This window comes from Peteryoungia aggregata LMG 23059 (assembly GCF_030814435.1).
GTDB classification, from domain to species: domain Bacteria; phylum Pseudomonadota; class Alphaproteobacteria; order Rhizobiales; family Rhizobiaceae; genus Allorhizobium; species Allorhizobium aggregatum.
In genome coordinates this window covers 1-25,169 of sequence record NZ_JAUSUW010000010.1, presented here as the reverse complement: position 1 = coordinate 25,169, position 25,169 = coordinate 1, and the positions used below count along the sequence as shown (strand labels likewise).

Genomic DNA, 25,169 nt, shown 5'->3' with positions numbered 1-25,169 from the left:
ACATGGAAAAGCAGGTACAGTTTCGCGACCGGCAGGAGCTCCAGTCTGGAGACCTCTCGAACATCGGCGTTTACGCCCAGGAGGCTCTTGACCGCATTGTCGGCGAGGGCCTGACCGACGAGAAGAAATATACGGGCTTCTCGATCGCCAAGACCGGGGCAACGCAGATCACCATTGACGCCGGCACCTACTGGACCGGTGGCAAGCGCTACATCCGGGAAGAGGCGACCAACCAGGACTTCCTGTCCAACCTCCCGCTGCTGACCAAGCGTATTGCGGCGGTCCTCGTCGTCAATGCTGACGTCGATACCGAGGTCGAGCCTCGCGACTTCCTGATCGACGTCGAGACCGGCGCGACGGAACCGCAGTCGGTTGCGATGCAGAAGCTTCGCTATGCCCAGTTCCAGACGCAGTTCGGCATCGAGAACGCATCGCCCCAGAAGCCGACGGTTTCGACCGACGTCCTGGTCATCGGCTGGGTGACGCTCAACACGACCGGCGTCGAGTCCATCGAGATGGCGACCGACAACGAGTTCATGTCGATCAAGAAGCTCGATGCTCGTGCAACCGAGCTGGAAGAGTGGAAGGGGCAGGCCGGTGAGCAGATCACCACGCTCGGTACCGACATCACCGGTCTGGCATCGCGCCTGGCGCAGTCGGCTGACACGAGTCAGCTGACCCGCGTCTTCGAGGACGTCGCCCGCATCAAGGAGCTGCTCGAGCTCAAGGATAACTATTCCGGCTACGGCGCGGACTCGTTCCTGAACTACGATCTCAGCTGGTCGGACAATTCGCAGGTGGGCTACTACGCAAAGGTTGAAGAGGGCATCCGCTTCGCCGACGCAAACGCGCTGAACACGGCGATCACCCTGTTCAACCCGATCGACCCGTCGGTCTCCGTCGCTTCGAACGGCCTGTGCCTGCCGAAGTATTCGCAGGTCCGCCGCATCTCTGTCGACTCCTACCGGCAGCCGCTCTCGATCTCGCAGTATCAGTTCCAGACGGTCGCCTATAAGCAGATGGCTATGTCCGTCTCGCGTATTCGCTACGGCAGCTCGTTCAGTGTCTGCACGAACAGCGAGTTCTGGCGCACCGGTCGGTATGACTCCGCTTCGGGCGTCTTTACCGATCGCCTCGGCCGCACCTACCAGTTCGAGTCCGGCAACCCGAACAAGAACCACCAGTGGGTCCGTCTCAAGCGCTTCTGGTACGACACCGAGACCGTTTACTACGAGAAGCGCGTTGCCACCGACTTCTCGGTCAACGGCTCCATGGTGGCGCAGACCTTCCTGAACACTCAGGGCGGCTGGCTCACCTCGCTGGATCTGTTCTTCACTGACAAGGACGCCAGCGGCAACGTGACGGTCCTGCTGACCAAGACGGATGCCGGTCGACCGGATCTCACTCAGGTGGTTGCGGAAACCACGCTGCAGCCGGCGAACATCATCAAGGGTTCTTCCCCGAGCGTCGCGGCACAGTGGACTCGAGTGTCCTTCGTGCCGACGGCTCTGGCTGCCGGCGAGCGCTATGCGATCGTCCTGGTCACGGGCGGCAACCACTTCGTTGGTCTCGCCAGCGGCGTGGCTTACGCGGCCGGAACGCTCTTCTATTCGACGGACGGTGCCTTCTTCCAGGGCGACCTCACCCTCGACATGATGTTCCGCGCCAACTTCGCGTCGTTCGAAAACCCACGGCTCGAGGTCGACCTTGGCTCGATCAACCTGTCGGGCGGTATCACCGATATCGACATCGCATACGAGGGGATCGTTCCTGACGGTTGCACCCTCGCATTCGAGGTTCGGCCGCAGGGTAGCCCGACGTGGCGCACGATCTCGGAGCTGGACACGGCGGCGTTCAACGGACTGCCTGCGCTCTGCAGCTTCCGGGCTGTCTTCGTCGGCACCAAGGATCTGATGCCGGGCTTCAAGCTGACCGGCAGCTCTGTCCTCGTCAGCCGACCCGCGACGAACATGCTGCACTTCTCCGGCACTCTGACGATGCCGGCGCCCACGCGGAGCATCCAGGTCATTGCCATCCTCGATTATTTCAAGGAGGCAAACCATGACTTCACCGTTGCGCTGATCGACGTCACGAACGCGAACGCTGTCCGCACCGCGGCGACTGTGGTCGACGAGCTGCTCGATGACCGTGGGGATGACCTCCGGCACATCCGCAGGACGTTCACCTTCAACGCGACCAGCCTGCCCGTGAACACCAGCGCCGTGCGCATTCGCAGCACGGGGGCGGCTCTGGCTGCAACCGAGGTCTTCCACGTCGAGCGGATGACGTTCCTGTCGTTCTAATTTGGGGTGGGCGGCGAACCGCCCCCTCCAGCCCTCAATCCTCACAGACGGAAAATGCACATGAGCAAGCGCGAAGCCGCTCCTGCGATCGACCCCGATCGCCTCTACCGCATCACCTTCTCCAAGTCCTTCGAATACGAAGGGGAGAAGTTCATCCCCCGCACGGGCTCCAGCCACAAGGTCAGCGGCGCGATGCTCGAGCTGATCAAAGACCACCTGGACGAATACGAGGCCATCTAAATGTCTCTCTATACCGACACCGCCTGGGGCCGCAGCACCAAACTCAGTCAGGAAGAGCTCAACAAGCGAGCCAAGATCATCGCCGATGCCATCGAGGAATTGCGCGCGTTCGCTCCGAGCTGGGAGGCTCAGGTTGAGGCTTTGCGCGCTGTCGGTTTGGAGCGCATTAACGATGCCATTCTTCCGGCCTATGAGCAGCTCATCGAGGCTTCGAACCTTGGCGCTCTGTTCTCCGCAAACTCGGACTCGAGCGTAGATATCGGCCTCGGCTCCCGGACATTCCTCATCCGAGAGACCCAGCGGCGCAACTTCGCGCCGACGCCTTTCGTCATGGCCTATGCCGGCGGCGAGTATGGTCAGTCTGTGGTCGGCACCGTCTCCAGCTACGACTCGGAAACGGGTGAGCTGGTCGTCGCCGTGGTGTCCAGCATTGGCACCGGGACATTCGACGACTGGACGATCGGCCCCATCGCCACCACCGCAGATCTCGAAACTCTCCGCACCCAGGTTCTCGCAGCGCAGACCGACGTCGCGGCGAACAAGGCGGTGGTTGACACGAAGCATGCCGCCGTCGTCGCCATCGGTAGCCTCTACTACGGTCCATTGGCTGCGCCACCGGTAGCGACCCCGCCTGCGGTTATTCCACTTGGAGCCAAGTTCCTTGACACTTCGGTCACGCCGAATGTCGAGAAGGTGCTGACGACAACGGGATGGGCGCCGACGGTTACTGTTTCGGTCGGCGGTCGCAGAACGCAGGACTATGTCGCAGCAACCACGGGGCTGAAAGGCCCCTTCACCGTGGATGGTGGCTACTCGACCGGTGACATCTACGTCAACGGCGTGATGCTGCGGGCGCCGGCAGAAGTGACCCTTGCCCCAGGCCCGACAGGAACGTTCACGTTTGTTGAAGGGCTGGCAGCTGGAGACATCGTGTCCTTCCGAGGCTTCCTCGCGAACGATGCGACTGACATCTACACCAAAAGTGAAACCAACTCCGGCTTCATCAAAAGCTCAAACCCGGTCGCCGGTCTCAGGAACAAGCTTCTCAACGGCGACTTTCACATCTGGCAGCGCGGCGTTGGCACGTTCACCATCGGGGACACTGGCTCCCAGTACACAGCCGACCGGTGGTGGCTCAAGGGCGGCTCGGGCAGCGGAAGCCAGGTCGGGCGAGAAGTCCTCACGGCCGAGGATGTCGAAGCCATTGGCGGTGCGTCAGTGTTCGGCCTCTTCTGGGCTCGAACAGTTGCAGGCTCACTTCCTACTCACCTGATGCAGCCCATCGAGGGCGTTGAAACCCTCGCCGGGAAAAAGGTCACGGTGACCCTTTGGGCTCGGGCGGCATCCGACACGCAGCTGACCATCGATGTCGAGCAGTATTTCGGCACTGGGGGCAGCCCGTCGGCCGCAGTGATCTCGACGCCGGTCACCATAACGGCCACTAGCGTCCTCACCAAGTTCACCGCAGTGCTCGACGTCCCGAGCATTGTTGGCAAGACAGTCGGCACCAACGGCAACGACTGCCTTCGCCTTCGACTTGGCCGGCCTACGGACTCTCCGAACCCGCTGGTCAGGATTGTCCTTGCGCACGTCTCGATGGTTGAGGGTGACGCTTCGAATGAGGCGGACCCGGGTGGGACGCGCGGCGAGATCTTTGAAAGGATCCTGTGCCGTCGGTACTACGAGACTGGCGCCTTTGGCCATGTCAACGGCGTTGCCAACGCATCGATCGCCGGTAGCGTCTCGTCCTACGTCTACTTCCAGACGACCAAGCGAATCGTCCCTTCCGTTATAGGGACCGAGACCCTTGGGACATTCGCGGCGACCAACATCACCGTTGACGGAATGACCGCCGGCCGATCGAACGTTGTGGCAAACCGCAGCAGCCTGGGGACATTCACTGCAGATGCGGAGCTCTTCCCATGATTATTGTCCATGGTTTCAATGAAACAGGAGAGATCGTCGCTGCGATCGACGGCTCCCTCTATTTCATCCCAGACGACATGGCCAACGGCCACCGTCGGATGATTGCAGAATGGGAGGGGGAGGGGAACACCATCCCTCCCTACCAGCCTCCCCCGCCGCCAGTGCCTCAAGAGATCTCGGATCGCCAGTTCTTCCAGGAGCTGGCGAACATGGACCTGATCACCGAGGAGGAGGCGGAAGACGCCGTCGCCTCGGGCACGGTGCCGGCAGCGATGCTGGCTCTGGTTGATCAACTCCCGGAGGGTCAGCGGTTTGGCGCCCGCATGCTGCTCAAGGGGGCGACCACGTTCGAGCGAGCCCACCCGATCACTGCCACCATCGGCCAGATCTTCGGGATTGATTCCGCCGCGATCGACGAACTCTGGCGGCGCGCTAAAGCGCTTTAAGAAAGGCAACCCATGGGTATCCCAAGGCAGGCTGCCAGACTGGCGAGCCTCTACAATTCAGGCGGTCTGCTGGACGGACTGAGAAACAAGCTGCTCAACGGGGCTTGCTCCCTGATCCAGCGCGGCTCCCGGACCATCGCGGCTGGCGCATCCGGCTATGTCCTCGACCGCTTCCTCGTGACCAACGACACCAACCAGCCGGTGACGGTGTCGCAGCATAACCTGGGGCTGGCCAGTGGCTTCGCCCCGGGCGGTCGCCATGCAATGCGGCTTGCCTTCGCGACGGCTCCCACCACGGGGACGCTCCGGATCGAGCAGCGCATCGAGGGCGTCGACACCATCCGTCCGGATCTCTGGACCTTCATCGCATGGATGACGGGGCCGGCGGATCTGGAGACGGTTGCGGCCGAGTTCGTCCAGAACTTCGGTACCGGCGGCTCTCCGTCTGCAGCCGTCACCACGGCCATGACAGCCGCAGGGGATAGCCCGACGACAATCAAGTCCGCCACGACCAACCGGCGCTCTTGGTTGGTGCAGGTGCCGGCGCTGACGGCCAAGCTCCTGGGCACGGGCAACAACGACTACGCCGCTCCGGCGATCGTCATGGCGCCGAGGTCGGTGGGCAACTACGACGTCACCTGGATGTCCTTCGTGGAAGGGGATGCAACGGGAGAGTTCGACCCGTTCAACCCCCGCCACCAGGCGCAGGAGCTCTGGTTGTGTCAGCGGTACTTCGAAACGTGCGGGCAGATCCGTGGATCCCAGGCGGCAAGCGGCGCGAACGGTTTCGTCAACTGGCTGTTTAAGGCGCAGAAGCGCGCGACGCCGATCTTCGTTGCGGGCGGCGGGTCATCCTTCACCGCTTCGTTCGCCCGTGCTGATGGTGTCGAGCTGCAGCACACAGGAGGCGCCGTTCCATCGTTCGCCGGGACGTCGACAGCCGACGCCGAACTGACCTGACCCCAGCCACATAGCCAAACCAGACCCGCCCTCGAGGCGGGTTTTTCTTTTTCAACCATCCCGGCGCGACCGGAACTCGGGAGACCCCCATGGCAGACATCTATCTTCACGGCCTCGAAACCATCGAGCAGACCAACGGCCCGCGCCCGGTCCAGACGGTTGACACTGGCATCATCGGCCTGATCGGCACGGCCCCGGATGCGAACGCAACGCTCTTTCCGCTGGACACCGTTGTGCCGATCTACGGCGCCAACGCCGACTACTCCGGCCTCGGGGTCAACGGCACTCTGGCGGACTGCCTCGAAGGCATCTTCGACCAGGCCGGCCGCGTCTCGCAGACCGTGCTTGTGGTCCGCGTCGCTCCCGGCGCCAACATCAACCAGACCATGCAGAACATCCTGGGCAGCGCGACCATGCGCACCGGCATGCATGCCTTCCGGAACGCTCCCGGTCTGCACGGCCTCACGCCCAAGCTGCTCATCGCCCCCGGCTTCACCTCGCAGCGTCCGACCGACGGCGTCGTCAGCATTGCTGTCGGTGGTGCGGGTGGCAGCAACTACACCGAGGCCCCGACGGTGGAGATCACTGGCGGCGGCGGTACCGGCGCAGAAGCGGTGGCAATCATCGACAGCGTCACGGGCAAGGTCATCTCGATCCTCGTGACCAAGGGCGGCGTAGGCTACACCTCGGCCCCGACGGTCGCCCTGACCGGTGGCGGCGGTACCGGTGCGACGGCGACAGCAACCCTCGGCACGGTTTCGAACCCGGTTGTCGCAGAGCTGCTCACGCTGGCACGTCGATTCCGCGGCACGGTCGTCAAGGACGCGCTGGCTTCGACCACCTCGCTGGCGATTTCCGATCGCGGCGACTACGACACCGACCGCCTGTTCATCGTCGAGCCGATGGTCAAGGTGTTCAAGAATGCGGTCCCGGTCAGCCAGCCGGCCTCGGCCCGCGTTGCTGGTCTCCAGGCGCGTGTTGACTACGAGGAGGGCTTCTGGGTCTCGGCCTCGAACCATGTGATCGAGGGCGTCATCGGCGCGTCGCGCATCATCGAGCATTCGTTCAACGACCCGGCAGCCGAGTCGCAGTTGCTCAACCGCAACGCTATCGCCTGCATCGTCCGCGCCTCGAGCGGGGGCTATAAGCTCTGGGGATCTCGCGTCCCGTCGTCCGACAGCCTCAAGCAGTTCTGGTCGGTGCGCCGTGCCCACGACACGATGATCGACTCGATCGAGATCGCGGCCGAGCCCTTCATCGACAAGCCGTTCAGCTTGCAGGTTCTCGTCGACATCGCCGAGACCGTGAACTCGGCCCTGCGCCGCTGGCAGACCCTCGGCGCCACCCTTGGCGGCAAGGTCTGGCTCGATGCTTCGCTGAACACGAAAGAGACCTGGGCCAGCGGCCATCTCTACATCCACTACGATGCAGAGGCGCCGGCCCCGATCGAGCACATCACGTTCATGTTCAACCGCAACACGGGCTACTACGAAACCCTGGCGCAGAACGCTGTCCGCGAAATCGCTCGGCTCCAGAGCACCGCTCTGACCGCCTAAACCACACCCGAACGAAAGGGAGAAAACTCCAATGCGGCACATTCTGCAGGGCTTCACCATGTATTTGGATGGGCTCGACTTCGGCATCGATACGGAAACGATCGAGCTGCCGTTCCCCGTCCCCGTGATGCAGGAATATCGCGGCGGCGGCATGGACCTCGCGGTCAGCCAGCCGATGTCGGCCATCGAGGCGCTCGCCATCAACGTCAAGATGGCGGGCCTCAACCCGGACATCATGGCGCGCATGGCGCTCGCCCCGGGTCAGGTTAACCGCCTGACCTTCCGGGCCGGTGTTCTGACCGAGGCCACCGGGTCGATCGCTTCCCACCTCTGCGTTGCCGAGGGCCGGATCAACGGCAACTCGCGCGATACCTGGTCGCGTGGTGAAAAGGCCGGCTTCGACTTCTCGATCAACGGCATCATCTACATGCGCTACGAGGCCGACGCTCGCATCATCCACGAGCTGCAGGCTTGGCCCCCCAAGCGCATCGTCAACGGCATCGACCAGCTCGCCACTCTGAACGCAGCGCTCGGCTACTAAGCCGGGCGTCAACCAAAAACGCAGGGGATAGAAAATGGATCACGTCGTTCAGGCGGTACCCAAAGAGCAGCTCGAGGCATTCGAGCGGAAGAAAGCGGAGGAGGCGCGGCTTGCGGCCATGGTTCCTCCGCAGTTCGTCGACAACGAACGGAGCGTCACCATCCCGCTCAGCTTCCCGGTCACCTACGACGGGAAGACATACGCCGATGTGACCATCACCCGGCCCACCATCCGCCAGTGGCGGAAGTATATGCGCGAATGCGCAAAGGCGGCGCTTGAGCACGGTGAGGATGGCGCGGATCTCGTCGACCCGCCGTATCTCGACATGCCGGCAGTCGTCTACAACAGCCTCGACTTCTCTGACGGCACGATTGTCGACGCAACGGTCGACGGTTTTTTCGGCGCGTCCTCGTCTCCAGAGGAGGAGGCCGAGGACGAGACAAATTCCTCTACGTCAACGACTGGCGAACCGTCGCCTTCGTAGTCATGAGAGCCACGCAGGGCGGGATCACTCTCGCCGACATCGACGACATGACCTTCCACGAGCTGGTCGCCTGGTGGCTTGAAGCCCAGCAATTCCAAAGGATGAATCAATGACGTCGCGCGTTGCCTCGCTGCGCCTGCAGCTCATCGACTCCGTAAGTGCGCCGTCGAAGAATGCCGCCGGGGCGCTCAAGGGTCTCGACGCCGTCATCAGCAAGCTGGGGAAGGGCGCATCGCCCGAGGTCAAGCGCCTCGTCAAACAGCTCGAGTATCTCAAGAAGAAGTCCGGCGCGATCGACGACTTCACCGGTACCAGCAAAGGGCTCAAGGAAGTCGGCCTCGCGCTGAAAGCGGCAAGGTCCGAGGTGTCGAGGCTGGAGGCGGCGCTCAAAGCCACCACCAACCCTACGAAGAAGATGCAGCAGGATCTTCTCAAGGCGAAGGCGGCGGTCAAGAACGCGAACGACGCCTTCAACATGCAGAAGCAGTCGGTATCGGCTGCCGAGCGGGCGCTCCGGTCCTACAGTGTCAACGGCGCGGCGAACATCGCCAGCTCGCAGCAGAAGATCCGCCAGCAGGTGGCTCAGACCATCCGCGAAATCCGGAAGCTCAATCAAGAGCAGAAGGTGGTGAACCCGCGCAGGCCCGCCAGCCCCGCAACGCCGTCTGGTTCCGTCAGCGCTGGCCCAGGAGTGGGCACGGCGATCGGCGGCGGGTATGTTGCCAACGAGGGAAAGAACCTCGCTCAGCGGTCGTTCTTCGAGGCGGTCAACTTCAACGAGGCGGCTGCCTATCAGGCCGCTCTTGGCAAGTTCAACAAGACCGATCGCGCCACGCTCAACCGACAGGCCGAAGAGATCGGTGGCGACACCCGGTTCTCGAACGTCGATGTCGTCCGCGCGCAGACCTCCATCCTCCAGGGCGGTATCCGCGACCCGAAGACCATCATGGATCTGACGGGCAAGGTCACCGACTACGCCCTCGCCATGGGCGTGACGCTGGAGGAGGCGGCGGAAACCGTGAAGGGCTCCGCTCTATCCAAGCGCGTCAATCTCAGTGATGCGGACGCGATCGGGAAGTTCGTCGACAACCTGGTCTGGATGGCGAAGAACGGCGGCATGTCGGACGAAGACGTTCGTCAGTTCATGAAGTTCGGCGGCGCGTCCACCACGGGCGCAGGCCTGCCGGATGCGAACGCCGCAGCGATCGGCATGATCCTCCGGCGCTCCGGCGTCCGGGGTGACGAGGCGGGTGTTTTCGCGCGCTCGATGTCGGGCAAGCTGGTTGCTCCCACCAACAAGGGGCGCAACGCGCTCTATGCCATGGGCCTCGACTACAATGACTTCGTCTCCCAGGACGATGCCATGAACACGACGGGCATCGGCAAGATGTTCCAGAACGAGTTCGGTAAATCGATCCCTGCGGAAGTCATGGCGCAGATCCAAGACGTCCTCGATAACGGGACGTTCGTCGGCCAGGACGGCGAAGAATATTCCGTCGCTTCTGACAGCGGGCAGTTCAACGAGGCGCTGAGCAGCTTGCTCGTCCCGCTCCTCGAGAAGGACGGCAAGGTCTCCGGTCTCGATCGGAAGGCGCTGTCAAAATCCCTCGGGGACTTCTGGAAGAACTCGGTCGACAGCGTCGATACCCTCGGCCTGTTCGACGCGATCATGAAATCGAACCCGTCGCTCGCCCAGCTCAACGCCTTCTTCACCGAGAGGCAGGGCGGTCGCGCCAACATGATCGCCCAGCAGTACGGCCTCTATCAGGAGATGGTGGGTCTGATGAACAATACCCCAGGCGGTATTGCGAAGCAGATCGGCACGGATGCCAACTCCGAACTCTACGGTGACTGGACCAAGCTTGTCGGTACCTTCGAAACCACCCTGACCCGCATCGGGCAGGACTTCGAGAGCATGACTCGTCCGGTGATCAACTTCACCAACGACATGCTGGACGGGTTCCTGGAGCTCGAGCAGTCCACTCGTCAGCTCATCGTCGCCTTCGGGGCGGCGGCTGCCACCTTCGCAGGCTTCGCGGCTATCCGCGGGCTTGCCGGCATGTTCGGCGGCGGCGCTGCCGGCGCTGCTGCTGGCGGGGTGGCGGGTGCAGCTGGGGCGACGGTGAAAGGCGTGGCCGGCGGTTTCCTCACGAGGAACCTTCTGACTGGATCTGTCGCTGCTCAGGCCCTCCTCTGGAAAGAGGCGATCACCCAACTCTCAGCGGGCTACGCGAACGATGAGAAGCAGGGTGCGCCCAGACAGTACGACCAGGGCGAGGCTCAGAACCGGGCCAACTACCAGCGCCAGTTCGGAGGCATTGCCTTCGAGGGCGGGCGGCACCGTGTCGGTCTGGGTGCTGCGCCAGCGCCGGGGCAGGCCAGCCCCTATGGCGAATACACCAGCCTGAAAAGCGGTGGCGACACACAGGTCAACACCCAGGTCGAGTCCCCGGTGAGCATCCAGCTCCACGGGGTCGGCATGGACCAGATGATCCAGATCATCCGGACGACCACATCCCAGGCATTCAGCGAGATGGCTGGGAAGCTGCAGGGCGCCCTGTCGCAGCAGCTTAGTCGCTCCTCCCAGACGAACTTTGGAGGAGTGAAACCTTACGGAGATTGATCATGCTCATGGCCTTTGGACCGTTCCGGTTCACGGTACCGACTTACTCGGTCGAGACGCTGCGCCGCTCAGTGCAGCCCCGCGTTGAAGCCCAGCCGGTGATTGGCGCTCTGCCGACCCTTCACCGGCTGGGGCCGGCCAACGAGCAGATCACTCTCAGTTCGACCTTCCACCCGCACCACCTGAACGGCCGAGGGCTGGCTCAGTTGAGCGGGATCCGGCAGGTGGTCAACGCGCTGCAGCCGATGATGCTAACCCACATCGACGGCGCGCGGCCGAACGTCTTCGGGCTCTGGATTGCCGCGGGCCTTGAGGACGAAAGCACGATGTTTGACCCCTCCGGCAAGCCGAGCCAGGTGACCACGACCTTGACGCTGTTGCAGTACGGCGGCGGGGCTGCCAGCGCGCGAGCGATCGCAATGGGCGTGGTCGCCGGCTCGCTTGGGATCTCCGCATCGATCGGGGCCGGCGGGATCAGCGTCAGCGCCGGTATCAGCGCCGGTATCAGCTTTGGCGGCGTCAATGTCAGCGCCGGGTTCAAGATAGGTTTCTGATGCCACAGGTTGTCTTCTCCATCTCTGCCGGTGGCGTAGACGTCACCGAGAATATCCGTGGTGTCCTCATGTCGATGACCATCACGGACTCCGAGGGCCTCGAGGCCGACACCCTCAACCTCGTGATCGACGACGTGGATGGCTCGGTCGAGCCTCCCACCCGTGGTGTCATCCTCAACCCGCGAGGCGGGTATGCAGGAGCGATCCGGGACTTCGGGCAGTTCTCTGTCGACAGCGTCGGCTATACCGGCTGGCCCCAGCAGATCACCGTCAGCGCGCAGTCGCTCGCAGCCAAGGAGCTGGCAAAGCAGAGGGAACCGAAGTCGTTCCCGAAGAAGGACTTCCCCACCTTTGGTGACGTCTTCCGCGCCGTCGCAGGGGCGGTCTCTCTGCCCGTCGTCATCGCTGCCCGCATCGCCCAGGTGCCCAACCATTTCGAGGCCCAGGCCGAAGAGAGTGCGATGGAGTTCCTGACCCGCATCGGGGAAACGCTCAACGCCTCGGTCACCATCAAGTCCGGTCGGATCGTGGTCATGGAGAAGGGATCCGGCATTGGTGCCGGCGGCTCGGTTCTCCAGACCATCAACATCCGCCGACCGGGAAACTTGCTCAGCTACAGCGTGGGTGAGAAGGATGAGCCCCGATACAGCCAGGTCGAGACCACCACCTACGATCGCGCGAAGAACGAGCGCAAGTCGGTGATCGCCACCACCGGGCTCGAGGGGCCGACCTTCCGCATCCGTGCCCCCTTCCAGACCGAGGACGACGCTAAGCGCGCAGCCCAGGCCAAGACGAAGGAACTGGTCCGGGCGCAGGCAGAGGCGAGCTTCACGATCGACGGCGACGCCTTCGCCCAGGCCGAGGCCTTCGCCGATGTGCGGGGAGTCCGCAGCCGGGTCGACGGCCTCTGGAAGGTGAAGACTGCCACCCACAATTTCTCAGGCTCCGCCACCTACACGACGGAACTGCAGTGCGAGGTTCCCTCCCCATGAGCAACCGATACATCACCCTATCCGACGGGGCGGTCGCCTATGTGACCGAGGACGGGGACATGGTCGACCAGATCGCCCGCCGGTACTACGGCGAGCACAAGGACAAGGCCGAACTCCTCTACAGCGCGAACCGTGGGCTTGCCGATCAGGACATCCACCTGCCGGCGGGCCTCGTCATCCGGCTCCCAGCCGTGACCCAGGAAGAGACCCCGACGTCGTTCAAGCGTCTCTGGGACTGACACCCACACCAACCCGCCGAAACCTTTCAGAACCCGCCCGCCGCGGGAAGGAGAACCCATGATCACTTCCAAGGACTTGCTGTTCATCGCCGGCACGAAGAAGGGCAACGAGGTCACCGACCAGATTGCCGCCGCCGTCAACAAGTATGCCGCCCTCTATGGCTGCACCAATCGCGACCGGCTGGCCGAGTTCCTCGGCAACGTCGCGCACGAAACGGGCGGCTTCACCCGCTTGGCCGAGAACCTCAACTATTCGGTGTCTGGCCTGCTGACCGGATTCGGCCGTCACCGGATCTCGAAGGTTGACGCGCAGGATCTCGGCCGCACGGCCAGCCGCCCAGCCAACCAGGTCGGTATTGCCAATGCGATCTACGGCGGAGAGTTCGGCCGTAAGGAGCTGGGCAACACCAAGCCGGGCGACGGCTGGAAATACCGTGGCTCCGGCCCCGGCCAGATCACCGGTCGCGCGAACTTCGAGACGGTCGAGAAAGAGACCGGCGTCCCTGTCGTCGAGAACCCTGACCTCCTGCGAGATCCTGACATCGGCACCAAGGCCGCGCTGATCCTCTGGCAAAAGTGGGGCTTGAACGAGATGGCCGACCGCGGTTCCACCACCCCGATCCGCCGCCGCTGGAACGGCGGAGAGAAGGGCTTGAAGGAAGTCACGGCAGCCGTAGCCCGCGCGAAGACGCTCAACCTGCGCGTCCCGGTCAAGCCGGCACCCGCGCCGGTACCGACGCCGAAGCCTGACCTTCCCAAGGTCGAGCTGCCGAAGATCGAGCTGCCTCCCGTGAAGATCCCGCAGAAGTCGGGCACTCCGATCGGAAGCGGCACGGCTGTCCTCATGGCCATCGGTTTCGGCGCCGCTGCAACGGTCGCCGGGTGGTGGCACGACTTTTCCACCTGGATCGGAGGGGTCTTCCAATGAGTGTCCACGCTCGCATCATCCTCTTCATCATCGCCGGCTGGCTCTATGGGTCCGGCTGGATCTCGGAAGAGGTCAAGAACATGCTGACCACCGACCCGGAAGTGGCCGCCTATGTGCAGGGGCTCATCGCAGCCCTCACCATCGCGGTCGGCTACGTATGGCGGTGGCTCGCAAAAAAGGTCGGCTGGTCGACCTGATCTCCGCCCGCACTCCATCCAACACTGAAAGGAAATTCCCATGGCTCTCACGGGCGTACACGTCGCATGCTGCTTTGCTGGCTCTGAGCGGGGGCAGGAGCGCCCTGCGGAAACCCTCCGCAAGCCGGAATGGTCAGAGACCATGGCGTCCGCCGGCACCACCACGAAGTCCGCTCCGGAGGCGGCTGATAATGGCAACCCGCTGTATCACGTCGCCTCCTCGCTCGACATCTTCTGCGCTGCCGGCAAGGCCCCAGACCCAGTCAATGGCCCGCGTCTCTTCGTGAAGGCTGGGGAACCGGCCAGCTTCTACGTTTCCCCCGGAGACAAATTCGCCTGGGTGGCTGCGTAAGATGGGCGCCCTCAAAAATCTTCTCGGGGGGCTGTCTGCCGTGAAGCAGGTGGGCGTCCCCCTCTCCAAGGGTGGTGGGTTTGTTGAGCCTGAAATCCAGGCGGAAACAACCGCGCTCGTCAACAAGATGGCGACGGATGGCGTGACCGCTCCCAGCGCCGACGCGCAGACCTACTATAACCGGCTGATCTATGCGCTGAAGCAAGGTGGGGTGTGGTCGAAGCTGGACCGCCTGTTCTTGGCGGTGACAGAAGTCGAAGCGCAATGCCGCTATGACCTGATCAATGCTGTAGTCGGCCTGACCGTGACTAATGCGCCGACCTTCGTCGGAAACGGCGGCTTCTACGGGAACGCTGCCAACCAGGCTTACACGACCAATTTCACGCCGAGCACGGCAGGCGGCAAATTCCAGCGCGATAGCGCCTTCATAGGTTGCTATCAGCTTGATGCCCGCAACAGCAACGCGGACGACTGCGGCAATACGAACGTCACCCTTCGCGGCTCTTTCCGCCCATCTGGCGACGAGACGATGCCGGTGCGCATCAACCAGGCGACGTCAACAAGCGTTCCGCTGACGCGTAGTCAGGTCGGCGCTGGTCTGGCGTGGGCGTCCCGTGATGACGCAACGACTATTCGCGCTGGCAAGGGTGCCACTAAGATCGGAACATACACGGTTGCTTCCACGGCTCTTGGTGCAAACCCGATCCTTTTTGGTGGCGGGCGTGCGACTTCGAACCCGAACTACAGCCCACGCCGCCTTGGCGCTTTGATCATCGGGCAAAGTTTGTCTGACGCCGAAGTGGCGGTGCTGTCGAATGCGCTCGACGCTTATATGGTTGGGATGCTGACAACCACACTGACGCTCGACACGGCAACCACTGCGCAGACGATCCTTGGTCTTGGATTCGAACTGCAGTCGGACAGCATCGAAGGCGACGGCGGCGGCATTCAGGAAAGCAACACGTCGTCGCTGCCTCTCGATCTTAGTTCATCTGAGCGCACGCGCTTCGCGAGCCAGATCGTCGGCCTTGGCGCTGGCTGGGTGGATTTCCGTCTTGCTGCCGGCTTGTACTATCGCGGCACGACGTCGGACGGTAAACGGTTCACAGAGCGCTTGCCGGGGCAAAATGCTGCCATCAAGGAGCTTTGTGACGCGACTGGTGTCGGCATCTGCTTTACGCATTGGTCGCCACCGCCGTTCTACAAGAAGAACGGTGTTTACAGGGGGTCCACAGACGTGCGCCCCGACCCCGTTGCTGACCCTTCAGGTTACAACACCTATCTGCGGCGCTTGCTTCAGGGCGGGTATCTCGACGCGCCAGACAAGGTGGCCGATCCGACTGGTTATGCCGCGTGGATGGCAGATTTCGCCGCCAATACCGTTCTGTCGATGGAGTATATCCATCAGAATTGTGGCCCTATCCGTAGGTTTGTTGCTCAAAACGAGCCTCATAACCGCACGGCTTATCCGTCCTGCGAATGGACGAATGAGCAGATGTATGACTATCTAAAGGAAATCGTGCCGCGCATCCGTGCGTCGTCAATCCTGTCGACTTATGGCGGGCAGGCGAACACCGTCAAAATCTGCTCGGATGACTATCGCGGCCCGACTGGCTTCGGTGGCGCCCTAATCCGTGCTGACAGCGCGTTGCTTGCTGAAATCGATAGCTGGTCCGTCCACTACATCGATGACTGCGCCAAGGATGCCAATTTCGTTGTGGACAGTGTCGCTACGTTGCAGGCCAACCTTGCCGGCAAGGCCATGTATTCGTCAGAAAACGAGTACTTCGATCTTCGCGTCGATCCCTCGCAGACGAACGATTACATGGAACCGGGTCACCGGATGACCAACCTTGCTATGCAGGTTCTGACCTGGATGCGTGCCATGTCTTCGCCAATCTGGTATCCGATCCACATCGGCAAGCCAAGCACCGGGCCTGTCTTTGAAACCATCGGTCGCGCGCAAACCATCTGGCGTCCGACTGGCGCACCAGTTCGCGATGACTACCCATCATTGGCAGAAGGCACGTTCGACACGGTGCCGGTCAACTGGCACGCCATGCGCGGGTTCTTGGAGCACATGCCGAAGAATTCGGTTCGTGTGTCTTTCGGTGCCGTCGCGGCGCAGCTTGAACGTGAGTGCTATTCGATGGGCTGGACGTCGCCAGGCGGCAAGGCCGGTATGTGCATCGTCAATCGGTGTCGAAAGGCAAACGGCATCAAGCTCGCAGGGTTGCCGGCCGGGACTTACAAGCGCTACCGCTACAACCTCGGCAGCGCTGGGGTCGACATGGGCGTGATTGCGAACGGAACTCGCTTCAGCATCCCTGCCGATACGATTGAGTTTGTAGTCCAGCAGTAACCCCACCACCCCATCATCAAAAGTACGCAGCCGGCCGGGGGTGACTCCGGCCCGCTTTCATATCGCGGTCGGACATCCTGCCCGCACTAACAGCACGATCGACCAAGGGCGGCGGAGATGACCGACAGCACGGAATTTAAGTTGGGCGAAATGTCTGGGCAGATAACGGCTCTGATCGAGAGCGTGAGGGAGCTGGCGAGGAAGTCAGACGAGAATAGATCCCGGACATACAGCGCGATCGAGCAGCTTCGGCTGGAGAATGCCGAGATCAAGAGCGAGATCAAAGAGCTTCGCAAGGCGCTCGATGATGAGACCAAGGCCTTGCGCGCGGATCTCCTCGCGCACGAGCCAACGATCCAGAACATCAATAAGTGGCGCGAGCGGTTCAATGGGATCGTGATGGCGGTCGCTGTGATGGGCTCGATCGTGGGGGCGATCTTCGGGGCGGTCTTCGCCCTGGCCTCGAAATGGATAGCCGCAAAGCTGGGGCTCTGAGCGGTTAAGGTTGTGAATGCCCCGCAGTTCAACGACGCACTTAAGGGGTGTCCAGCATGCCAATGAAAGTATTGGGCGCAGGCGGTAGCGGCCTGACAAGCGAGCAGAAGACGAAGCTCGATTCGATCGTAGTGACGAACCCGACGAACATCTCGCCCTCCGGCCCTCCGACCGCGAAGGACGACACCACCAAGGGGTGGAAGGTCGGATCTCAGTGGGTCTACAACGGCGTCACCTACGAGTGTTACGACGCGACCAAGGACAAGGCGGTCTGGTCGCCTGTTGGGGACACGGTGTATTTCGAGGACTACCCTGCGCTTGTGAGCGCCATCGTCGGGGCCTCACGCGCCACCTACCTCAATAAGCTCTGCAAGATTTCGAACGCGAACGGCTGCGCTGCCGGTGGAACTTTCACCTTCTCGAAGAATGTGGAGACCCCAACGGACGATCCCGCTACCGTCCCAAACTTTCCGGACCCGGCTATCGCCGATGGCGGTGACGCGACGGTGCGGGTGAAGGCGGTGGCTGACGCAAACGGCGACGGCTACAGCTACGAGGTTATGCCGCGCGCCACGAGCGAGCTGCGCATCTCCAAGGTAATGACGACACCGGAGCCCAAGCCGACGGCCGAGGGCTCCTACATCTTCAACGTCGTGCCGACCGACGGGCTGCCCAACGGCATCCTGCGTGGTGACATCTGCAGCCTGAAATCCGGGGTGTGGGCGCGAGCCTTCTCTTTTGCCGCGGCCCCGGCCTGCATCCAGGTCGGCGAGATCGCCTCGGACGTGGCGTCCTGGACAAAAGGCGTGAACGCCTGGGTGTCCCCCGGCGCCAAGATCTATGCGCAGCTCTACGCGACCGTCGACGAAATGGTCACCGCGATCAACGCGCGAGCGGAGAGCGTGGTCGAGATCATCTGGCCCGAGAATCGGACCATGGAGATCAAGTCCAACTGCACCATCAGCAAGGTTGTGCAGTTCGCTCGGACCATCGGCGCGAAGATCATCGGCAAGTTCAACCTCACATTCGCTCAGCGCGCTATCGTGCTGGGCGGCGTGACGTTTGCCACGGGCGGGGTGGTGACCTTTGCCGGTGCTGACTCCATCTTCTGGAGCAACGCGGTCGAGGACACGCAGATTGTCGTCACCGGACAGCGCAGCCTGATCCGCGACAACGTCATTTCCGTCTTGGCGGGGAACGAGAAGTTCCGCACCGCGCAGTTCACCGGCTCGATCAGCGGCACCACGCTGACGGTGAGCGCCGTGGCCAATGGCACCCTCGCCGTCGGGACGCACATCACCGGGGCAGGGATTGCCAAGGGCACCCGCATCACGGCTCTGGGCACGGGCACCGGTGGAACCGGCACCTACACGATCAGCCTGGACCACGGCACAGTTACGTCCCGCGGGCTCGAGGGATACAGCTTCCCGCTGACATCCCTACTGCGTCTGCAGGCAAACCGGTGCGAGGCCTATGGGAACAAGTTCGAGATTGGTGACACCTGGTACTCTAGCTCTACGCCGTCGCTCAACGGCATCGAGTTGGTCCACGGGTTTAACCAGCTCTATGTCCTGAACAACTCGTTCTCAGGCTGGAGTGCGGTGAAAAACCACATCGCGGCGATCGCCAATTCGACCCTCGCGGCGACGGACTGGCGCGTGAGCTTCAACGTGTTCAACAGCCCGTTCCACAACGCAGTCGTCGATCTCAGCACGACCGAGGTGAAGTGGTATCCAACCATTCTCGGGAACGTGGGCGAGTTCTACGGGCTGCACGCCAACTGCGGCGACTCCTCGATTGTATTCCAGCTGAGGAACACTCCGAACGCCATCATCGAGCACAACAACATCCAGAACACGCCGCGCAACCTGATCAGCGTTGTCGACGCCTGGGATGTGAGCTTCAAGAGCAACAAGGCCCGCGGCCTCGGCACTCGCGCCAGCAAGGCCCGATACACCGCCACGGTCTCGGGCCGGGTGATGAGTGTGACTGCGATCAGCGACGGGTGGGTGCAGGTCGGCCAGCCGGTCTACGGCGACGGCGTTGCCGCCGGCACAACCATCGTTGGTCGGATCACGGGTGATGGTGGTATCGGCACCTACCTGCTCAGCTCGAGCAACACGGTTTCGACGGCCACTACCATGTCGTCGCTGATCGACCTGACAGCCTCGATCTCGGGCACCACCATGACGGTGACTGCTACGACAGGCCGGCTCATGGTTGGCCAGCGGATCACGGGTGTCGGCATCAACGGCTCAGGCATCACGATCACCGCGCTCGGAACCGGCACGGGAGGAACAGGCACCTACACGGTCAGTGTGAGCCAGACCCTTTCGAGCCGAGGCTTGTTCGCCCATGGCAACGAGACAGATCCGAAATTCTGCACCTTCGACTTTGTCCGCTACCTGTCCTTCTCGGGCAACTTCCTCATGTCGATCCGCGAGATGCGGGCCGGCGCTCGGATGCTGTCGCTGACGTCTAGCGCCGGCGTCAGCACGTACCCGAAGATCACCGACAACCATTTCGATGCAGACGGTGCGCTCGGGATCAACAACACGATCGCTGTCTCCATGAGCGGGGTGACGGGCAAGGTCGTCATCCGTGGCAACAGCTACTACGGCTTCGAGAAAAACACCTCGGGCTGCGCGGAGTTTCCTCTCCGCGTCCACGCGCAGAAGGGTGGCACGAACATCAACATCGGGGGCTCGATCACCACGGTGGCCGATATGTTCGTGCCGGATGAGTACAAGTGCAACGGCAAGGAGTTCTTCACCGACGCCAGCGCTGAGTTCAAGGCGCCATACGACATGGTCGTCCAGGTCGCCGGGCAGGTGACGTGGGAGGAGGGGGTCGTCAACGTGGGCAACGCCATGGTGTACGCCTACGTCAATGGGAACGAGCGGGGTCGAGGGCTCTCGCAAATCACGGCGTCCAACGCCACCGATAGCGACTACGCAGCTACGCTGCCGCCCATAGCGATCCCCCTCTCGAAGGACGATGTGCTGACCTTGAGAGCGGCGCTCCCGAGCAGCAAATTGGTGCGAGCCTACTCGAACACCTACCTGTCGATCATCCAGCTTGAGTGACAAAGCTCGTCGGCTTCGGCCGGCGGGCACCTCCTACCCACGACCTGAAAGGAAGCCAGCATGGCAACCGTAAAGCAGACTATCCCCGGCGCGGGCTGGACCAGGCTCTCGCAGAACAAGACGCTCCTCCTCGAGATCGATGGCGGGGGCGCGGTCTTCGCCCACATCGCGGAGACGGCGGCAACAGCGCTCACCCTGACGGACGCGACGCCGGGCCACTTCCTGGATATGTCGACGCCCCTCTCGCTGGGTGCTGCCGGCTATGACGTCTATGTGCGGGCAGCTCACGGTGTCCCCGTGAACCTGATCTACACCGCAATCTAAATCCCCTGGCCACCCCTCGAGGTGGCAGTTTGCCCCGGCGCTTCGGCGTCGGGGTCTTTTTTCGTTTCAGCCCCACAGACGCGCTCCAGCCAGCTCCAGCCCTCGTACCTATCGCCGGTACCGCGAACGTGCGTGTAGCGCTTGAGCGACCCCCAGGAGCGGTGCCCTGACACGGCTGCGGCATGGGGGATGGAGTTGCCCATCTCGAACAGCCGGGTCACCCCCTCGTGCCGCAGGTCGTGGAAGTGCAGATCCTCGATGCCGAGCTGCTGGCAGGCGCGGGTGAAGTTGGCCCCGATCGCGTCGGTCGAATAGGGGAAGATCTCCGGCTTGGCCTTCGGCATGGAGCGGATGACGCGGAGCGCCGGCTCCGGCAGATCGCACCAGACATGGTTGCCGATCTTCTCGCCGGGGTTCTTCATGTCGCGCACGAGGATGCGGGTGTGCTGCTCCTCGAGGTCGGCCCACTGGATCCGCGTGATCTCCTCCAGCCGGCGCGTGGAGAACAGGGCGAACACCACGACCTTGGTCATCGGCAACATCTGAGGGACTCGCCTGCGCCTCTCCTCGAAGTGGGTGAGCAGGCGATCGAGTTCGTCGAGGGTCGGGCGGCGGTCGCGGCTGGCGGACTTCCTCACTGCGCCCATCTTCTTCGAGACCGTCACCGCGTCCTTCATCGCCCCCTCGTCCAAGGGGATGCCCCATGCCGGGCGAGCCACGGCGAAGACAGCGCGGAGGTGGGAGAGGTAGTTGTTTACGGTCTGCGGTTTCTTGTCCGCGCCCAGTTCCTTCACCAGCTCATAGATGTCCGAGCTGGTTATTTCCTCGCAGGCCATGTCTGCGATTGCATAGTCCTTGAGAGAGCGCAGCACCTGGGCCTTGGTCCGGCCGATGCTGTCGCCCTGATCTTGGACGTAGAGATCGATCGCGTCTCCCAGGGTCCGAGCCCTGTCCTTTGCCTTCACCGCCTCGACCCCGCCCGGAGCCTTGAGCTCCTTCTCCAGCTTTGCGATCCAAGCTGCGGCGGTCTTACGGCGGTTAAAGGTCTCGTATTCCTCGAAGATAACCTTCCCGGCTTTTTTGACTCGGACTCTCGCCAGATATGCGATAGTCCCGTCCGCGCGTTTCCGCTCTACGATCGTGCCCATGATTTCCCCGGGGTGACATTAATGCGTTCCGAAGTGACATTTGTAGCCCCGGGATATCGAAACGGTCAAGAACGGGCCTGAATAGTGGTAAACAGGTGGAAGCCCGATATGGCGACAAGCACTGAAAATGCGGGGATCTATGGGAAATCCAAGGCCAAGGTTTTCGCCATTGCACCCATGATCGACTGGACGGATCGGCATTGTCGGTTCTTTCATCGGCAATTGTCGGCGCGTGCGTTGCTGTTTACCGAAATGGTGGTGGCGGATGCGATCATCCATGGGCCGCGGGAGAAGCTCTTGTCGTTCAACGGTGAAGAGCATCCGGTGGCGCTGCAGCTCGGCGGGTCGGATCCGGGCAAGCTGGTCGAGGCGGTCAGGATTGCTTCCGACTACGGCTATGACGAAATCAACCTGAATGTCGGCTGCCCGTCGGACCGGGTGCAATCGGGGACGTTCGGCGCTTGCCTTATGCAGACGCCCGAGGTGGTCGAGGCTTGCGTTGCCGCGATGAAACAGGTGGCGACGGTGCCGGTGACCGTCAAGTGCCGGATTGGGGTGGATGACCAGGAGCCGGCCGAGGTGCTTCCTGATTTTCTCGCCCGGATGATCGGGGCGGGGGCGGATGCGATCTGGATCCATGCCCGCAAGGCCTGGCTGAAGGGGCTTTCCCCGAAGGAGAACCGGGAGATCCCGCCGCTGGATTACGAGCTGGTCTATCGGATGAAGCGGGAGAACCCGGGTGTATTCCTCGGCATCAATGGCGGGATCACCGATCTCGACCAGGCTGTGGAGCATCTCTCCGTCATGGATGGGGTGATGCTGGGGCGGGCGAGCTATCACAATGCGACGCTGCTCACCGAGGTTGATGCGCGCATCTATGGCGAGGCGGCCGTGGCCGTCGACTGGGATCAAGTGCGCGACGTCATGATCGGCTATGCGGAGCGGGTAATCGCGGGTGGCGGGCGGCTCAACCATGTCACGCGGCATATGGTCGGGCTGTTCCAGGGCTATGCCGGCGCGCGGCGCTATCGGCAGATCCTGTCGTCCGAGGCGACCAAGCCGGGTGTTTCGCCTGATCTGATTGCCGAGGCCTTTGCGGCTGTCGACATATCCGGTGGGCCGAAGACACAGGGCGCTTCGAACAGCTCTGCCGCTGCGGAATAGGTTCTAGCGCGGCTTTCCGGCGTTTTTATGCCCTGAAATCGAAAATGGCGTCCCGGGGGACGCCATTTGAAATCTGTAATCAGGCAGCCTGGATGTTGACGGCCTTGGGGCCCTTGCCCATGCGGTCCGGCTCGGTGTCAAAGGTGACCTGCTGGCCGTCCTGCAGGGTCTGGAGACCCGAAGCCTGGAGCGCGGAGATGTGGACGAATACGTCCTTCGCGCCGCCTTCCGGGGTGATGAAGCCGAAGCCCTTGTCCTGGTTGAAGAATTTAACGGTGCCCTTGGTGGCCATGGGAGAGTTCCTTGTTCCCGAATTTCTTGTCGTCTGCGCCGCGGCCGGCGGACCGGAAGCGGCTGGTTGAAGTTCCGCCGAAACGGAACCGTCGAGTGGTCGCGATAACGGGGAAAGAACGTCTACCGGCGGGAGAAGGCCCCCATGACCGCAAGCGCGGTCCATACAAGTCAGTCCAGTCTCCGGGATCTTTGGTGCCCGAACGGAGAAAGAGGTAGGGGCATTTTCGGACCTTGGCAAGTATGAAAAGTCACACTGTGCGGTGCAGCAGCGTGGCAACGGGCTGAAATCCTTGAGTTTTGAGGGGTGGCAGTCGCCTCTGACCGCCCTCCTGCCACCCCCTCGGCCCTGCCGGTCACCGATTTTTCGGTCGGGGACAGAGCGGTGTTCCGTCTTGAAGCAGCCGCCATCCGGGTTTAGGGGAGGGGTGGCTGGGCGCGGGAGTGGATGAGTATGGCGAAGACGGGTGCCGCAGTGATCGACCCTTATGAGCTCCTGGGCGTGGCCCGCGATGCCGACGAGGCCGCCATCAAGGCCGCCTATCGCAAGGTGGCGAAGACCGCCCATCCGGATGCCGGCGGCGATACGGAAGCCTTCGCCAAGATCTCCGCCTGCTACGAATTGCTGAAGGATCCCGTGCGCCGCCGGGTCTTCGACGATACCGGCTATGATCCGCAGCTCGCCGAACCCACCGATCTCAAGGGGTTGATGGTGCTGGAGACGCTGATCAACGACATGATCCTCGACGAGCGCGAGCCGGGCTCGTTCGATCCCGTCGCGGGGCTGCGGCGCAAGCTCACCGACGACATCCTCAAATGCCGCTTCCACATTCTCGAGCTGGAGCGCCACCGGGCGCGGGTGCGCAAACATCTCGACCGGCTCGGCCGCCGGCCGGAGACCGACGTGCTCGGCTCGATGCTCCGGGCCCGGGCGCAATCCATCACCGATGCCATCAAGGCGTCTGAGGTGCAGATTGGCGCGATCGAGCGGGCCTATTCCATGCTCGAGGGCTATTCCTACGAAATGGAGCCGCTGCCCGTCGAGGTCGAGGCCGAGGATCTGCCGAAGGCGGCGGAGTAGCATCATTCCCTCTTCTCCCCAGCGGGGAGAAGTGCCGAGCACAGCGAGGCGATGAGGGGGCCGTCTGGCCGCAGCCTTTGCAGTCCAATCTTGAAAGTTAATGGCTGCCGAAGCGTGCTTTGCCGGTGAGCTTCGCTCCCCCTCATCCGGCCCTGCGGGCCACCTTCTCCCCGCTGGGGAGAAGAGAGGACGCGCCCTCATGCCGCGGTGCCCTGAGTGGCGGCGTTGGGCTTTTCCGGTTTGCTGTGATGCCAGGCGAGGCGGTAGAGGGCGGTGGTGTGCGGGTCGGGGTCGGTGGCCTGCCAGTCGGCAAGCGCTGCCCGTTCGCTCTGTGGATGCGGGCCGGGGCGGGTGTGGATGCGGTGGAGCATCGCCAGGGCCAGGCGAAGCTGGGCGGCGGCCTTGGTGTCTTCGGGCCATTGGCGGGGCTCGGTGCTGGAGCCGACATGCGGCTGCAACTGGCCAAGCTGGGTCTGAAGCGCCACGTGCGCCTCGGGTTTGGCCTTGGCCGCGCAGGGTGGCAGGCCTGCGCCCGAGGCCAGCGGCCGATCGGCGCGCTGCGCCTCCCCGCAGCAGTGCCGGTTGCGCCGGCATTGGCGCCGCCGGCAGGCGAGGGGGACTGCGTGTTCGTCGAGGACGTCGCGCAGCAGGCGCAGGTCCAGCGGTTCGGGCTTGGGGTCGTCGGCGGTTGTCGGTTCGGGCATGTCGGCCTCCTTGTCGTGAGGTGTTTCGGGAATTGGCGAAATAGGGAAATTCGGGAGGCGCGGGTGAGGGGTGGCCCCTTGTAACTTCCCAAAATCCGCATTGGAGGCTGTAATGCCTTTTGCGGTGGCGGATGGGAGACCGAAGCCTCTTTGGGACACTAAGCCCGTGGGAG

24 protein-coding genes are annotated in these 25,169 nt (G+C 62.8%); 21 read left to right on the top strand and 3 right to left on the bottom strand.

From position 1 onward, the window contains the following. The first annotated feature begins 2 nt into the window (after positions 1–2). From J2045_RS16480 to J2045_RS16390, 19 genes are all read left to right on the top strand, one after another. Entirely contained in the window at positions 3–2,303 is a 2,301-nt protein-coding gene (locus J2045_RS16480) for a hypothetical protein (protein WP_307374705.1), read from the top strand. Between the two features lie 60 nt (positions 2,304–2,363). After that, on the top strand, positions 2,364–2,543 hold the full coding sequence (locus J2045_RS16475) for a hypothetical protein (RefSeq protein WP_307374703.1): 180 nt from the start codon (positions 2,364–2,366) through the stop codon (positions 2,541–2,543). Then, positions 2,544–4,469, top strand: coding sequence for a hypothetical protein (locus J2045_RS16470; protein ID WP_307374701.1), 1,926 nt, complete (start codon positions 2,544–2,546; stop codon positions 4,467–4,469). It begins immediately after the preceding gene. Beyond that, positions 4,466–4,915, top strand: coding sequence for a hypothetical protein (locus tag J2045_RS16465; RefSeq protein WP_307374699.1), 450 nt, complete (start codon positions 4,466–4,468; stop codon positions 4,913–4,915). Before J2045_RS16470 ends, J2045_RS16465 begins: the two co-directional genes overlap by 4 nt. A 12-nt stretch (positions 4,916–4,927) precedes the next feature. Further along, positions 4,928–5,875, top strand: coding sequence for a hypothetical protein (locus J2045_RS16460; protein WP_307374697.1), 948 nt, complete (start codon positions 4,928–4,930; stop codon positions 5,873–5,875). A gap of 89 nt (positions 5,876–5,964) precedes the next feature. Next, a complete protein-coding gene (locus J2045_RS16455; protein WP_307374696.1) occupies positions 5,965–7,431 on the top strand; it encodes a phage tail sheath subtilisin-like domain-containing protein in 1,467 nt (488 codons plus the stop codon). 31 nt (positions 7,432–7,462) lie between these two features. Next, positions 7,463–7,972, top strand: coding sequence for a phage major tail tube protein (locus J2045_RS16450; RefSeq protein WP_307374694.1), 510 nt, complete (start codon positions 7,463–7,465; stop codon positions 7,970–7,972). Positions 7,973–8,006: 34 nt separating this feature from the next. Beyond that, a complete protein-coding gene (locus J2045_RS16445) occupies positions 8,007–8,456 on the top strand; it encodes a hypothetical protein (protein WP_307374692.1) in 450 nt (149 codons plus the stop codon). A 109-nt stretch (positions 8,457–8,565) separates the two neighbouring features. After that, complete coding sequence (locus tag J2045_RS16440; protein WP_307374690.1) at positions 8,566–11,079, top strand: phage tail tape measure protein; 2,514 nt, start codon at positions 8,566–8,568, stop codon at positions 11,077–11,079. Positions 11,080–11,081: 2 nt separating this feature from the next. Next, positions 11,082–11,633: a phage tail protein gene (locus tag J2045_RS16435; protein ID WP_307374689.1), complete on the top strand. Its 552-nt coding sequence runs from the start codon at positions 11,082–11,084 to the stop codon at positions 11,631–11,633. Continuing rightward, the gene (locus tag J2045_RS16430) at positions 11,633–12,625 is read left to right on the top strand and encodes a phage late control D family protein (protein WP_307374688.1); all 993 of its coding nucleotides are present in this window, start codon (positions 11,633–11,635) and stop codon (positions 12,623–12,625) included. Before J2045_RS16435 ends, J2045_RS16430 begins: the two co-directional genes overlap by 1 nt. After that, the gene (locus J2045_RS16425; protein ID WP_307374687.1) at positions 12,622–12,864 is read left to right on the top strand and encodes a tail protein X; all 243 of its coding nucleotides are present in this window, start codon (positions 12,622–12,624) and stop codon (positions 12,862–12,864) included. The genes J2045_RS16430 and J2045_RS16425 overlap by 4 nt, the downstream gene beginning before the upstream one ends. A gap of 58 nt (positions 12,865–12,922) precedes the next feature. Continuing rightward, positions 12,923–13,792 carry a glycoside hydrolase family 19 protein gene (locus J2045_RS16420; protein WP_307374685.1) on the top strand — a complete coding sequence of 290 codons (870 nt, stop codon included), beginning with the start codon at positions 12,923–12,925 and terminating at the stop codon, positions 13,790–13,792. Then, positions 13,789–13,989 carry a Pam3-gp28 family putative phage holin gene (locus J2045_RS16415; protein WP_307374683.1) on the top strand — a complete coding sequence of 67 codons (201 nt, stop codon included), beginning with the start codon at positions 13,789–13,791 and terminating at the stop codon, positions 13,987–13,989. The genes J2045_RS16420 and J2045_RS16415 overlap by 4 nt, the downstream gene beginning before the upstream one ends. Before the next feature lie 40 nt (positions 13,990–14,029). Then, positions 14,030–14,341, top strand: coding sequence for a hypothetical protein (locus J2045_RS16410; protein ID WP_307374682.1), 312 nt, complete (start codon positions 14,030–14,032; stop codon positions 14,339–14,341). Between the two features lies 1 nt (position 14,342). After that, on the top strand, positions 14,343–16,703 hold the full coding sequence (locus J2045_RS16405) for a hypothetical protein (RefSeq protein WP_307374680.1): 2,361 nt from the start codon (positions 14,343–14,345) through the stop codon (positions 16,701–16,703). A 117-nt stretch (positions 16,704–16,820) separates the two neighbouring features. After that, entirely contained in the window at positions 16,821–17,198 is a 378-nt protein-coding gene (locus J2045_RS16400; protein WP_307374679.1) for a hypothetical protein, read from the top strand. Positions 17,199–17,254: 56 nt separating this feature from the next. Next, positions 17,255–20,284, top strand: a complete 3,030-nt coding sequence (locus tag J2045_RS16395; RefSeq protein ID WP_307374677.1) for a hypothetical protein — start codon at positions 17,255–17,257, stop codon at positions 20,282–20,284. Positions 20,285–20,344: 60 nt separating this feature from the next. Then, on the top strand, positions 20,345–20,608 hold the full coding sequence (locus J2045_RS16390; RefSeq protein ID WP_307374675.1) for a hypothetical protein: 264 nt from the start codon (positions 20,345–20,347) through the stop codon (positions 20,606–20,608). Here the strand turns inward: J2045_RS16390 and J2045_RS16385 are convergent. After that, the gene (locus J2045_RS16385) at positions 20,605–21,756 is read right to left on the bottom strand and encodes a site-specific integrase (protein ID WP_307374673.1); all 1,152 of its coding nucleotides are present in this window, start codon (positions 21,754–21,756) and stop codon (positions 20,605–20,607) included. The genes J2045_RS16390 and J2045_RS16385 overlap by 4 nt on opposite strands. A 108-nt stretch (positions 21,757–21,864) precedes the next feature. Between J2045_RS16385 and dusA the strand changes: the two genes are divergently transcribed. After that, positions 21,865–22,920, top strand: a complete 1,056-nt coding sequence (gene dusA / locus J2045_RS16380) for a tRNA dihydrouridine(20/20a) synthase DusA (protein ID WP_307374671.1) — start codon at positions 21,865–21,867, stop codon at positions 22,918–22,920. Positions 22,921–22,999: 79 nt separating this feature from the next. Here the strand turns inward: dusA and J2045_RS16375 are convergent, their stop codons facing one another. Further along, the gene (locus tag J2045_RS16375; RefSeq protein ID WP_006724570.1) at positions 23,000–23,212 is read right to left on the bottom strand and encodes a cold-shock protein; all 213 of its coding nucleotides are present in this window, start codon (positions 23,210–23,212) and stop codon (positions 23,000–23,002) included. A 453-nt stretch (positions 23,213–23,665) separates the two neighbouring features. On the opposite strand from J2045_RS16375, the gene J2045_RS16370 reads away from it, so the two are divergent. Beyond that, on the top strand, positions 23,666–24,292 hold the full coding sequence (locus tag J2045_RS16370; RefSeq protein ID WP_370873153.1) for a J domain-containing protein: 627 nt from the start codon (positions 23,666–23,668) through the stop codon (positions 24,290–24,292). Positions 24,293–24,489: 197 nt separating this feature from the next. Here the strand turns inward: J2045_RS16370 and J2045_RS16365 are convergent, their stop codons facing one another. After that, entirely contained in the window at positions 24,490–24,996 is a 507-nt protein-coding gene (locus tag J2045_RS16365; RefSeq protein ID WP_307374664.1) for a hypothetical protein, read from the bottom strand. Positions 24,997–25,169: the final 173 nt, after the last annotated feature.